Genomic DNA, 12,531 nt, shown 5'->3' with positions numbered 1-12,531 from the left:
TAACGGGCAGCTTCATGTTTGATACACTGAAATCCGATCCTTCCGCCGTTGCAATGTCCTTCTATACGGATATCCGCAAAGCCGTAAAACCGGCCATCTCACCGGATGGCGAATTGCTGGCATTTTTGAGCGATGCAAGCGGCACCGCACAGGTCTGGATCAAGCCTTTGGCCGGTGGCGAAGCGAAGCAGCTGACCAATCTGCCGGAGCCTGTCGGCACGCTGTCCTTCAATCCGAAAAGCCGCGATCTGCTGATCAGCACCGATTGGGGTGGTGATGAGCGTCATCAGTTCTGGCTGATTGAAAATGCGGAAGGTGAGCCTCGTAAGCTGACCACTGACGCAACTGTGGTGCATGGCTGGGGCTGCTGGTCGCCGGACGGCACACAGATTGCCTATTCCGCCAATTATCGTGACCGCACGCACATGGATCTCTATGTGATGACGGTCGCAACAGGTGAAGCCAAATGTGTCTATCAGGGTACCGGCTGGCGCACACCGGCAGCTTTCACACCGGATGGTGCGGCGCTGCTGGTCAATGACTGTACCCGCGCTATGACGGATCAGAATTTCTGTCGTCTCGATCTGGCAAGTGGCGCTTATGAAGATATGCTGCCGCATCAGGGACGCGCTTCCTATCAGGCTGCGAAATTCCTCAAGGATAATTCCGGTATTCTGCTGATTTCTGATCAGGGGCGTGCTTATTCCAGCGTGATGTTCAAAGCCCATGACAGCAATGAACTTGTTGAAATTGCCGGTTTTGAAAAACAGGATGTGGAAGCTCTGGCTATTGCGCCGGATCAGCAGAGCGTGGCGCTGGTGCTGAACCGTCAGGGCTGGAGCGAGATCGTTATTATTGACCGTCAGGGCAAAGTGCAGAAATCTCTGCCAACCCCGATGCCTTGTGTAATTGCATCTGTGGCATGGACGCAGGATGGTGTGGCACTGGTGATGCCTGCGGAAGGTGCGGCAACCTCCGGTGATATCTGGCGCTGTGAGGTGGCTACAGGCACCTATAGCCGTCTGACCGATGCACCAAAGGCAAAAACCGCTCTGCCGGACTTTATTGAACCGACTGTGACCAGTGTTGCGAGCTTTGACGGACTGGATGTTCCTTACTTCGTCTATCAGCCAACTGTTGCTGCGCCTGCAAGCGGCTATCCGGTGATGATTATTGTTCACGGTGGCCCTGAAGCCCAGTGGAAGCCGGATTTCCGCGCCGACATTCAATATATGCTGGCACGCGGCATCATGGTGATTGCGCCGAATATTCGCGGCAGTACCGGTTATGGCCGCCCTTATCAGCATCTTGATGACCGCGAATTGCGCATGGACAGCGTGGCTGATCTCAAAGCCGTGCGTCTGGCTGTCGGCAATCGTGCGGATGTTGATGACAGCCGTATCGGTGTGTTCGGTCGCTCCTATGGCGGTTTCATGGTGCTGGCTGCTCTCACTGAGTATCCGGATTTGTGGAAACTCGGCGTGGAATATTACGGCATCGCCAATTTCCTGACGCTGATGGAGACCACCGGCCCGTGGCGCAAAGTTCTGCGCGAAGTGGAATATGGTGATGTGGCGACGATGAAAGATGCGCTTGAGCGCTTCTCGCCAATTCATAAAATGGCAGCAGTACAGGCACCGCTGATGGTGGTGCACGGGCTGGAAGATCCGCGCGTAACGCCTTGCGAGAGCGAGATGGTTTATTCCTGCCTGCGTGGCTTGGGCAAGCCGGTGGAAATTCTGCGCATTCCGCATGAAGGCCACGGTTTTGCGCGGATTGAAAACCGCCACACAGTGTTTGATGCGCTGGGACGCTTCATCGACGAAAACCTGTAAAGACAACACGGTTTCAGGGGCGGGTGGAGGCCTGTTCCTGAAACTGTATTCAAATGACATGATAATCGGGAGGAACACCATGAAAAATGGTGAGGTGATCTGGGATCTGGTTGATGCGAAAAAGCGTGAGTTCGAGGAACTCAGCGACCGCGTCTGGGGTATGCCGGAAATTGCCTATACGGAATATAAATCCTGCGCCGAGCATACTCAGATGCTGCGCGATCAGGGTTTTAAAATCACGGAAAATGTGGCCGGTATTCCGACTGCCGTGATCGGTGAGGCCGGTGAAGGCGGGCCTGTTATCGCGATCCTCGGTGAATATGATGCATTGCCGGGTCTGTCACAGGAGGCCGGTATTGCCGAACCGCGTCCGATTCCGGGCACAGGCCACGGCCATGGCTGCGGCCATAATATGCTTGGTTCCGCAGCGCTTCTCGCAGCAACGGCTGTGAAAGACTGGCTGGAACAGAACGGTAAAAAAGGCCGTGTGCGTTATTATGGTTGTCCGGCGGAAGAGGGCGGTGCTGCCAAAGCGTTCATGGTGCGCGCCGGTGCTTTTGATGATGTGGATATTGCCATTTCATGGCATCCGGCTTCGTTCACGCAAGTGGATGATGCCCAGTCGCTTGCCAATACCCGTATGGATTTTGAATTTACCGGCCGTGCATCACACGCCGCTGCTGCACCGCATCTCGGCCGTTCTGCTCTCGATGCGGTTGAGCTGATGAGCGTTGGCTGTAATTATCTGCGCGAGCATATTCCGGCTGATTGCCGTCTGCATTATGCCTATCTCAATGCCGGTGGTATTGCACCGAACGTAGTACAGGCCAAAGCCAAAGTGCGTTATGCAATCCGTGCAACCGATCTGCCGGGCATGTTCTCGCTCAATGAACGCGTGAAAAAAGTAGCGCAGGGCGCTGCAATGATGACTGAAACCACAGTCGATATTTCGATCATGAGTGCGGTGTCCAATCTGCTCGGTAATACGCCGCTGGAAATCGCTATGCATTCCAATATGGAGCGTCTCGGCGGCGTGCCGTTTGATGATGCTGACCGTGCTTTTGCTGCAAAAATTCAGACAACTTTGTCTGCAGAAGATATCGAAACCGATTACCTGCGCGTTGGTCAGCCTTTCGCTGAAAATGCACCGCTTTGTGATTATGTGCTGCCGCGCGAACAGACCGGCGTGCCGATGATCGGTTCCACCGATCTGGGCGATGTCAGCTGGGCAGTGCCGACTGTACAGGCACGTGTTGCCACCCATGCGATCGGCTCACCTGGTCACTCATGGCAGATCACAGCACAGGGCAAAATGCCTGCCGCGCATAAAGGCATGGTCTATGCGGCTAAAGTTATGGCCGGAACCGCGCTGGATGTGATGCAGGATGAGAGCATTCTCAATGCTGCCAAGGCCGATCATCAGGCACGTATGGCGAAAACACCTTATACCTGCCCGATCCCGCCAGAGGTGAACCCGCCGCTGCAACCGCGACCTGCTGAATAAGTGGCGGAATAAATGAATTGGCATGGCGGTGCATCGCCGCCATGCCCTTTATCAAGACTGAAAAATCATAAACAGGGGATAAAGATGAAGACCAATAAGTTTTTGAACCGCAGTTCCGCTTTGGCAATGATTGCCGGTACTGCTGCTCTCGCCGGTGCAACATTTGCATCGGAAGCTGCATCACCGCCAAATGCGCTGGTTATGGCATGGAATATTGATGCGATCAGCACATTCGATCCGGCTCAGATCGGCGAAGTGGTGAGCAATGAAATTATTCAAAATACCTGCGATCCGCTGGTTGATTTTGACCCGAAAGATGAAACCAAAATTCTGCCGCGTATGGCGAAAAGCTGGGACGTGTCGGAAGATGGTTTGCAGATTACATTCCATCTGCGCGATGACCTGAAATTTGACAATGGTGACAAGGCAACTGCCGGTGATCTGGCATGGTCAATGCAACGCGTTGTTAAACTCGGTTTTGGTAATGCTGCAACACTGACGGAATATGGTTTCGTCAAAGACAATGTTGATACTGCGATTACAGCGCCGGATGATCAGACGCTCGTCTTTAAGCTCGATAAGCCATATCCGGTCAATCTCATCTTGTCAGCTATTGCTGCAAACCGTGTTTCAATTTTGCTCAACCAGAAAGTGCTGACGGCCAATCAGGTCGAAGGCGATATGGGCAATAAATATCTGGCCACCCGCACAGAATGCGTGGGCCCATATAAGCTGATGCGCTGGAACCCTGCAGAAGTTGTGCTGTTGCAGGCAAGTGATAATTACTGGGGTGAAGCACCGAAGCTGAAACAGGTTCTGATCCGCCACGTATCGGAAGCCGGTACGCAGCGTCTGCTGCTGGAAAAAGGCGATATTGATATTGCCCGTGATCTGACACCGGAAGATCTGAAAGATCTGGAAGCACAGGATAAAGTGGCGGTTTCCCGCGCTTTGAAGCCGACCTTGTTCTATTGGAACTTCAACAATGCCGACCCGATTTTCAACAATGAAAAAGTGCGTCTCGCTATGCGCTATCTCATTGATTATGACGGTCTGGCAAAGACTGTGATGCACAATGTCGGCGTGCCGCGTGCAAGCTTTGTGCAGCTCGGTGCTTTCGGTGCGCTGGATGAAAAAGAAGGCCAGCCATTCACACTGGATGTGGAAAAAGCCAAAGCGCTTCTGGCTGAAGCGGGTCATCCGGATGGTTTTGAAACCACCATGTTTATCGGTACCGCTCCTTATGCTGCACCGATTGCGCAGAGTATTCAGGATGCTGCAGCCAAAGCCGGTGTGAAAATCAAGATCGAACGCATGGCCAATGCCCAGCTGTTCAGCCGTATTCGTGGCCGTGAATTCCAGACCTCGCTGATGGGCTGGGCGACCGGCGTGCCGGATGCGCATGGCAATGCCTCACGTCAGATTTTCAATCCGGATAACCGCATGGAAGCCAAGCAGACCATGTATCCGAGCTGGCGCGCGAGCTATTTTGATGAGGCCGTGAACAAGCAAGTCGATGCTGCCCTGTTTGAAAAAGATGAAGCCAAGCGTGTCGAGCTTTATCATGCCCTGCAGAAAGAGATGATGGAAAAAGGCCCGCAGGCCTATATGTTCCAGATCTATAATGTTGCCGGTATTAACAAGGGTATCACGAATTGGGAGTGGAACGGTTTCCGCACCTATTATGATACAGCCGCTAAATAACTGACTGCGAAAGACCTGCCGCTTGCATTGCGGCGGCAGGTAACTTCCGGAATTGATATTCCGGCATTCAGTCAGGTTTGCAGCACATTCTCTTTATTTTACCGGCACCTTTGCGGTGCTGAAAGCCGTGTGCTGCAAATTCTCCTTTTCCCGATATTGACGGAAACATTGCCATGACGACGCCCGAAACTTTGCAAGATACGGAGTTTGACAATGAGGTCTATCATGAACCTCATCCCGTTCTTCTCTTTCTCGCCGCCGCCGCACGCCTGATCATTTCCGTGGCGATTACGCTGCTTGGTCTGGTCACGCTGACTTTTTTCATCAGCCGTCTTTTGCCGCTTGATCCGGTGATCGCGATGCTGGGGGATAATATCTCTCAGGAAGCCTATGATACGATGTATCGCAAGCTTGGTCTCGATCAGCCGTTGATTGTGCAATATGGTCTTTATATTAAAAACGCCGTGATGTTTGATTTCGGCAATGCGCTGACCTCCGGCCGTCCTGTGCTGGAAGATATCGGCCGCGTATTCCCTGCCACGATCGAACTGGCAACCGTTGCGATTATCATCGGTACCGGCTTCGGTATTCCGCTCGGCGTGTTCTCGGCAATGTACCGCAATTCACCGCTGGATCATCTGGTGCGTATGCTCAGCCTGCTCGGTTACTCTACACCGAACTTCTGGCTCGGTCTGATGGCGCTGCTGGTATTCTATGCCGGTCTTGGCTGGATCGGTGGTCCGGGTCGTATTGATTTCATTCATGAGTTTTCAGTCGAGCCGACAACCGGTTTCCTGTTGCTCGATAGTGCGATGCAGGGACAGTGGGAAGCATTCGGCAATGCCTTCAGCCATATCATCATGCCTGCGCTCATTCTGGCTTTCGGTTCTATGGCCTATATCAGCCGTATGACCCGTGGCTTTATGATCGAGCAGCTCAATCAGGAATATATCATCACTGCCCGCGTGAAAGGCCTGTCATGGTCGCGCACCGTCTGGGGACATGCATTTCGCAATGTCGCCGTGCAGGTGGTGACGGTTGTGGCGCTGTCCTATGCGTTCCTGCTCGAAGGTGCTGTGCTGACAGAAACCGTGTTCGCATGGCCGGGTTTTGGCCGTTATCTCACCAATGCTCTGATGGCCGGTGATATGAATGCTGTGGTCGGCTGTACGCTGATCGTGGGTATTCTCTTCGTTGTCATCAATCTGATCAGCGATCTGCTTTACCGCGTCTTTGATCCGCGTACACGATAGGTGCTCTTATGACTGATACTTCCAATTCCGCACCTAACACTTCGTCATTCCGTGAATGGCTGCGTGCGCCGGTGCCTTCTTCCGCCCTTCAGGCCAATGTGCAGCAATTGCGCCGCTCTTGGCTGAAGCTTCTGACCAATACATCCGCAGTTTTCGGCCTGTTCGTTATTCTGTTGCTGGTGGCTGTGGCGATCTTTGCGCCTTATATCGCGCCTTATGATATCGGTGCGAATAATCTGGCCAACCGTTTGCAGCCGCCGTCATGGACGCATTATTTCGGCACCGATGAACTGGGCCGCGATATTTTCAGCCGTCTGGTCTATGGTTCGCGCATCACGCTTTATATCGTGACGCTGACGGCAATTATCGCTGCACCAATCGGCCTGATTGTCGGCACCACTGCCGGTTATATGGGCGGCTGGGTTGATACGGCGCTGATGCGTATTGTTGATATTTTCCTCGCATTTCCAAGTCTTGTTCTGGCGCTGTCATTTGCTGCGGCGCTCGGACCCGGCATTGAGAATGCGGTGATTGCGATCTCGCTGGCTGCATGGCCGCCGATTGCCCGTTTGGCACGTGCGGAAACTCTGACCATCCGCTCGTCCGACTATGTGGCTGCCATCCGCTTGCAGGGTGCTTCCACCATGCGTGTGATCTGGCATCACGTTGTGCCGATGTGTATCCCGTCTGTGGTGATTCGTATCACGCTGAATATGTCATCCATCATTCTTACAGCCGCAGGCCTTGGCTTCCTCGGTCTCGGTGCGCAGCCGCCAAGCCCTGAATGGGGTGCGATGCTCTCCAGCGGCCGTGAATTCATGATGACCTCGTGGTGGCTCGCAGCCATGCCCGGTTGTGCCATTCTGCTCGCCAGCCTTGCCTTCAACCTGTTTGGTGACGGTCTGCGCGATGTTCTTGACCCGCGTAACGGATAAGAGGAACGGATAAATCAAATGACCAAACCTCTGTTAGAAGTTGAAGATCTGTGGGTGTCTTTTCCGGGTGTTGACCGCTCAATCGATGTGGTGCGTGGCATCAGCTTTTCCATCGGGCGCGAGAAAGTCGGTATCGTAGGGGAGAGCGGTTCGGGTAAATCCATGACCGGCCGTTCGATCCTCAAACTGACTCCGAAAGCAGCACAGATTAAAGCCAAGAAACTGCAATTCGGCGATGTTGATTTGCTGGGTGCCAGCGAGCGCCAGATGCGCTCAGTGCGCGGCAATAAAATCTCGATGATTTTGCAGGATCCGAAATATTCGCTCAATCCGCTGATCCGTATCGGCGATCAGATTATGGAAGCCTACCGGCTGCATCATCGGGTGAATAAGCAGGAAGCCCGTCAGCGCACACTGACCATGCTGGAAGCCGTGCATATCCGTGATGCGGAGCGGGTGATGAACCTGTTCCCGCATGAGATTTCCGGCGGTATGGGGCAGCGCGTGATGATCGCGATGATGCTGATCCCTGAGCCGGATATGATTATTGCCGATGAACCGACCTCGGCGCTGGACGTCACGGTGCGCCGTCAGGTGCTGACCGTGCTGGACGAGCTTGTAAGCCGTTCCGGCACCGGCCTGATGTTTATCAGCCACGACCTAAATCTGGTGGCGGATTTCTGCGACCGCGTGCTGGTGATGTATGCCGGTCGCATTATGGAAGACCTGCCTGCCAAAGAACTGCACAAAGCACAGCATCCTTATACGCAGGCTCTGCTTGCCAGCCTGCCGCGTCTCGACCATCCAGTGGATATGCTGCAAGTGCCGGAGCGTGATCCGAGCTGGCTTTCAGGTGCAACCCTCAGCGGAGGTCAGAAATAATGGCGGATATTATGAGTGAGAATACAAAGCCGCTGGTTGATGTGTCTGATCTGTCTGTCAGCTTCGGCAAGGGGCGCAAGCGCTCGACAGTGGTCAAGAAAGCCCGGTTTCATATTGCCCGTGGTGAGGCCTATGGTCTGATCGGGGAATCCGGCTGCGGTAAGTCCACGATCCTGCGCGCATTGGCTGGCCTGATCCCGCATTATACCGGCAATTTCAGTTTTGACGGTACATCGCTGTCCGGTGAGCGGGACAAATCGTTCTTCCGCCGCGTGCAGATGGTGTTTCAGGACCCTTATGCCTCGCTGCATCCGCGCAAGATGGTGCATAAAGTGCTGGCGGAATCTCTGACCATTCACGGTATGGATCGTAAGGAAGAACGTATCCGCGATGTGCTGACAGCTGTCGGTCTGGGGCCGAGTTTCATGTATCGCTATCCGCATGAATTGTCGGGCGGTCAGCGTCAGCGCGTGGCGATTGCCCGTGCGCTGATTATCGAGCCGGAAGTGCTATTGCTGGATGAGCCGACCTCGGCGCTGGACGTTTCCGTTCAGGCGGAAATTCTCAATCTGCTCAAAACCCTGCGTCGTGAACGCGGTCTGACTTATTTGATGGTCAGCCATGATCTGGCAGTGGTTGCGCATATCTGTGAACGCGTCGGTGTGATGCATAAAGGCATTATTCTGGAAGAACTGACGGCGGATGATCTGCGCCAGTCCCGTGCCAGCGCATCTTATACGCAGGAATTTTTGCAGGCCAGCGTTGAGGCCGTGGCGCATAATTAAACTGGGGGAAGAGATATGAGTTATCAGCATGCGGCCAATCCGGCGGCTGAATGGGAACGGGTGCAAAATCCTGCCCAGTCCGGTTGGTCTGAAGCGGGTTTGCAGGCGGTTGAAGCCTGTGCTGAGAGCCAGGAGACCGATGCACTGATGATCGTGCAGAGCGGCAAGATCATCTACACCTATGGCGATGTTACCCATAAATATCTCTGCCATTCGATCCGCAAAAGCATTCTGGCCGCTCTGATGGGGCAGGATGTGGCGGATGGTACGATTGATCTGAGCCTGACACTTGAGCAACTTGGCATCGATGACAATGATGGTCTGAGCGAAGTTGAAAAACAGGCAACTGTCTATGATCTTTTGACGGCACGTTCCGGTATTTATCATGCGGCGGGTTATGAAACGCCGTGGATGCGCATGATTAAAGAGAAGCGCCACTCCCATGCACCGGGCACCTTCTGGTGCTATAATAACTGGGATTTCAATGCGCTGGGTACAATCTTCGAGCAACTGACCGGTAAGACCGTTCATCAGGCTTTTGATGAGCGCATTGCCAAGCCGCTGCAGTTCGAGGATTTTTCACTCAGTGGTGATAAGCCGGATGGCTGGCATGATCGTTTCACCGAGAGCCGTCATGCGGCTTATCCGTTCCGCCTGTCGACCCGCGATCTGGCGCGTTTCAGCCAGCTTTATTTGCGTCATGGCCGCTGGAATGGTGAAGACGTGCTGCCAAAAGGCTGGGCGCAGGAATGCGTAATGCCTTATTCTGATGCCGGCGCGCGCGGTGCCTATGGTTATATGTGGTGGCTGGAGCGGGACGGTGTGTTCTTTCCCGGTGTTGTAACACCGAAGGGCAGCTATGCAGGCTTTGGCGCAGGCGGACATTTCTGCATTACCATTCCGGCACTGGATATGGTGATTGTGCATCGGGTGGATACCGACATTGCCGGTCGCCAGCTCAACCGGCACAAATTCGGCCGCCTGCTGAAATTGATCTTCGACGCATTTCAGGGGTGAGGGAAATGCGGGAGGGGGAAATGACGGTTGCCGGAGCGATTGCGCAAGTTTGTGCAAAGCCGGTAACCAGTGCAAAGGCGCGTCTGCTGGCGCGTGATGCGATTATCGACACGCTGGCCTGTATGGTTGCGGGGCGTGAAGATGCAAGCACCAAAACAGTGTTTGAGGCTTTTGCCCGGACCGGCAGCGCGGGAGAGGCGTTACTGGTGAATGGTAAAACAGCAAGCCCGGTTGTGGCTGCGCTGGTGAATGGTACTGCTGCTCATGCGCTGGATTATGACGATAATTTTCTGCCCGGCATGAGCCATGCTTCAGCGGTTATCGTTCCGGCTTTGCTGGCTGTTGCGGATTTTGAGAAAACATCCGGTGCGCAACTGATTGATGCTTATCTGGCGGGCCTTCAGGCGCAGGCACTGATTGGCGATGGCGTTGGTCAGGCGCATTATACGGCAGGCTGGCATGGCACCTCAACCATTGGCAGCATCGGCACTGCCGCAGCAGTGGCGCATCTGCTCGGGCTGGATGAAGAGGCAACAGCGCGGACAATCACCATTGCGGTCAGCTATGCTTCCGGCACCAAAGGCCAATTCGGCACGCTGATTAAGCCGTTTCATGCGGGCATGGCGGCACGCAATGCTGTGGAGGCCGCATTGCTGGCCAAAGCGGGGATGCAGGCACGGCCTGATATTCTGGAAGGTGCGCAGGGTTTTCATAGTCTGTTTGCCGGAGATCAGCGCCGCGGCTGGAAAACGGAAGCGATAATCGCTGACGCAGAGCATATCATTGAGACCGCAGGGGTGATGCCGAAGAAACATCCGTGTTGCGGTTCAACCCATCTGATCGTTGACGGTTTGCTTGATCTGATGCGTGAGCACGGTTTCACGGCAGAGGATGTGGAAAGTGTCGAGGCATTGGTTGGTATCGCCAATTACCGTAATCTGACCTATCCGCAGCCGGTCGATGAAATGCAGGCGCGTTTTTCCATGCAATATTGTGTGGCACGGGCATTGCGGCAGAGATATTTAAGTCTTGCTGATTTTACGCCGCAAGCTGTGCAGCACTATGCAAGTGATGCCTTGCTGAACCGTGTGACAATGCTGAGCTACAGTGCGGATGAAGAGCGGATTGCACAGGACAAACTCCCGCATGTTGTGACCGTGAAATTGTATGACGGGCGCGTGCTGACAGCATCTCGAAATTATGCTGTCGGTGGCTTACAGGAGCCTTTCACCGATGCTGACCGCCTCGGTAAATTCATGGATTGCTGCGGGGCATCGGATAATGCTGCCGGTGTGTATGAAGAGCTTCTGGCACTGGATGAAGCAAAAGACCTTAAGGCACTGAAATTCTTATTCAGTTCTGCCACCAGTTAATGTCTTCGGCGGCGAGTGCTGATGCGCGCCGCCAGAAACGCTCGGCATAATCCGTGCGAAAACGCTGTGAGCGGTAGACACGGATTTCCACATCCAGATCATAGTCCTGAACGCCTGCACGCACCAGAATGCCGCGTTTCCATTCATCCGGCATCAGGCTTTGCGGAATCCATGCCACGCCCTGACCGGAAACCGCCATGGCTTTCAACCCGACGGCCATGCCGTTTTCATAGACCATATTCAGATTGAGACCGCGACGCTCCACAAGCGGATCGAGAACCTGTGCAAAGAATGTTGTATCGCGATAACGCAGATATTCTGTCGGCAATGTGTGGTTGCCCAGCCGGTGCAGAGGTTCGCCGGCGGCATCTGCCGCTGAAACCGGTATTACCTTTTCATGCCCGAGAGACAAATAAGGGAAATTTCTCAGATCTTCCATCTGGCTGACCAAGGGGTGAGCATAGGTCAGCAGAAAATCGCAATTTCCGTTGAGAAGGGTTGAGACATTGCCGAGAAATGAGGGATGCGGATCGGAAAAACGAGTGCGGAAATTATCGCCGTTGCTTTCAATGCGTGCCATCAGTGCCGGAAAAAAGGTGAGCGACAGGGTGTTGAGTGTCGCAAAAGACAGCACTTCCATCATCGGCGTATAGCGGGCGCTCAGCTCATCTCTGGCATGAGTGAGGAGACCGACCGCATCATGCGCACGGAGCAGAAAACTTTGTCCGGCAAGGGTCAGACGAATAGGATAGGTGGAGCGGTCGATCAGCGGTACGCCGACCCAGGCTTCAAGCTGCCTGATCCGGCGTGACAGCGCGGATTGAGTAACATGCCGCTCATTAGCCGCGCGGGAGAAATTTAAATGTTGTGACAGGCAGAGAAAATCTTCGAGCCACTTCAATTCCATAGAAGCATTCCGCACTAAGCATGCCGCAGTTAAATGCTGTCATTTAACGCCCGCGCACATGCGATAAACTAAAAAATCCAGAGCGCTTGCGGTGGCTGCAATCAAATACAACATGCTCCGGCACTTCAAACGTCTTAAAGACTTGTTTCCTCTTTAGAATAAAAACCGGTCATGGTCATCCAAAATTTATGATACTGAATTAGTGATACAGCATGTATTGTCATATCTGATCTGTAAAATGCTTTTGCTCCTGTTGTCCTGACTGCGCGTCTGACTTGACAAGAGTCTCCGGACAAGTTTCATGGCTGAATCAAATTTAATTGACCGGAGAATCCC

10 protein-coding genes are annotated in these 12,531 nt (G+C 53.7%); 9 read left to right on the top strand and 1 reads right to left on the bottom strand.

The genetic code is table 11. The features are described 5' to 3' along the window. The first annotated feature begins 14 nt into the window (after positions 1-14). The 9 genes from BKD14_RS14785 (at position 15) to BKD14_RS14745 (ending at position 11,288) form a co-directional block, all read left to right on the top strand. On the top strand, positions 15-1,835 hold the full coding sequence (locus tag BKD14_RS14785; protein WP_075657020.1) for a S9 family peptidase: 1,821 nt from the start codon (positions 15-17) through the stop codon (positions 1,833-1,835). 79 nt (positions 1,836-1,914) lie between these two features. Next, positions 1,915-3,339 carry a M20 family metallopeptidase gene (locus tag BKD14_RS14780; protein ID WP_075657019.1) on the top strand — a complete coding sequence of 475 codons (1,425 nt, stop codon included), beginning with the start codon at positions 1,915-1,917 and terminating at the stop codon, positions 3,337-3,339. Positions 3,340-3,423: 84 nt separating this feature from the next. Continuing rightward, a complete protein-coding gene (locus BKD14_RS14775; protein ID WP_116088847.1) occupies positions 3,424-5,043 on the top strand; it encodes an ABC transporter substrate-binding protein in 1,620 nt (539 codons plus the stop codon). Positions 5,044-5,216: 173 nt separating this feature from the next. After that, complete coding sequence (locus BKD14_RS14770) at positions 5,217-6,296, top strand: ABC transporter permease (RefSeq protein ID WP_116088846.1); 1,080 nt, start codon at positions 5,217-5,219, stop codon at positions 6,294-6,296. An 8-nt stretch (positions 6,297-6,304) separates the two neighbouring features. Next, positions 6,305-7,231 carry a nickel transporter permease gene (gene nikC, locus BKD14_RS14765; RefSeq protein ID WP_075657018.1) on the top strand — a complete coding sequence of 309 codons (927 nt, stop codon included), beginning with the start codon at positions 6,305-6,307 and terminating at the stop codon, positions 7,229-7,231. Between the two features lie 18 nt (positions 7,232-7,249). Beyond that, positions 7,250-8,113 carry an ABC transporter ATP-binding protein gene (locus BKD14_RS14760; protein WP_075657017.1) on the top strand — a complete coding sequence of 288 codons (864 nt, stop codon included), beginning with the start codon at positions 7,250-7,252 and terminating at the stop codon, positions 8,111-8,113. Positions 8,114-8,124: 11 nt separating this feature from the next. Then, complete coding sequence (locus tag BKD14_RS14755) at positions 8,125-8,898, top strand: ABC transporter ATP-binding protein (protein WP_075657157.1); 774 nt, start codon at positions 8,125-8,127, stop codon at positions 8,896-8,898. 15 nt (positions 8,899-8,913) lie between these two features. Then, a complete protein-coding gene (locus BKD14_RS14750) occupies positions 8,914-9,915 on the top strand; it encodes a serine hydrolase (RefSeq protein ID WP_075657016.1) in 1,002 nt (333 codons plus the stop codon). Positions 9,916-9,935: 20 nt separating this feature from the next. Then, on the top strand, positions 9,936-11,288 hold the full coding sequence (locus BKD14_RS14745; RefSeq protein ID WP_075657015.1) for an MmgE/PrpD family protein: 1,353 nt from the start codon (positions 9,936-9,938) through the stop codon (positions 11,286-11,288). Here the strand turns inward: BKD14_RS14745 and BKD14_RS14740 are convergent. Next, positions 11,269-12,195, bottom strand: a complete 927-nt coding sequence (locus tag BKD14_RS14740) for a LysR family transcriptional regulator (protein WP_075657014.1) — start codon at positions 12,193-12,195, stop codon at positions 11,269-11,271. The two genes, BKD14_RS14745 and BKD14_RS14740, sit on opposite strands and share 20 nt — an antisense overlap. Positions 12,196-12,531 lie beyond the last annotated feature (336 nt).

The sequence above is a fragment of the Pseudochrobactrum sp. B5 genome (assembly GCF_001939785.1).
Taxonomy (GTDB): domain Bacteria; phylum Pseudomonadota; class Alphaproteobacteria; order Rhizobiales; family Rhizobiaceae; genus Pseudochrobactrum; species Pseudochrobactrum saccharolyticum.
This window is presented reverse-complemented; position numbering and strand designations above follow the sequence as displayed.

Excerpts from the sequence above, each read along its gene's own strand:
- BKD14_RS14785 (WP_075657020.1), top strand. The coding sequence starts at position 15 with ATGTTTGATACACTGAAATCCGATCCTTCCGCCGTTGCAATGTCCTTC.
- BKD14_RS14780 (WP_075657019.1), top strand. The coding sequence starts at position 1,915 with ATGAAAAATGGTGAGGTGATCTGGGATCTGGTTGATGCGAAAAAGCGT.
- BKD14_RS14775 (WP_116088847.1), top strand. The coding sequence starts at position 3,424 with ATGAAGACCAATAAGTTTTTGAACCGCAGTTCCGCTTTGGCAATGATT.
- BKD14_RS14770 (WP_116088846.1), top strand. The coding sequence starts at position 5,217 with ATGACGACGCCCGAAACTTTGCAAGATACGGAGTTTGACAATGAGGTC.
- nikC (WP_075657018.1), top strand. The coding sequence starts at position 6,305 with ATGACTGATACTTCCAATTCCGCACCTAACACTTCGTCATTCCGTGAA.
- BKD14_RS14760 (WP_075657017.1), top strand. The coding sequence starts at position 7,250 with ATGACCAAACCTCTGTTAGAAGTTGAAGATCTGTGGGTGTCTTTTCCG.
- BKD14_RS14755 (WP_075657157.1), top strand. The coding sequence starts at position 8,125 with ATGAGTGAGAATACAAAGCCGCTGGTTGATGTGTCTGATCTGTCTGTC.
- BKD14_RS14750 (WP_075657016.1), top strand. The coding sequence starts at position 8,914 with ATGAGTTATCAGCATGCGGCCAATCCGGCGGCTGAATGGGAACGGGTG.
- BKD14_RS14745 (WP_075657015.1), top strand. The coding sequence starts at position 9,936 with ATGACGGTTGCCGGAGCGATTGCGCAAGTTTGTGCAAAGCCGGTAACC.
- BKD14_RS14740 (WP_075657014.1), bottom strand. The coding sequence starts at position 12,195 with ATGGAATTGAAGTGGCTCGAAGATTTTCTCTGCCTGTCACAACATTTA.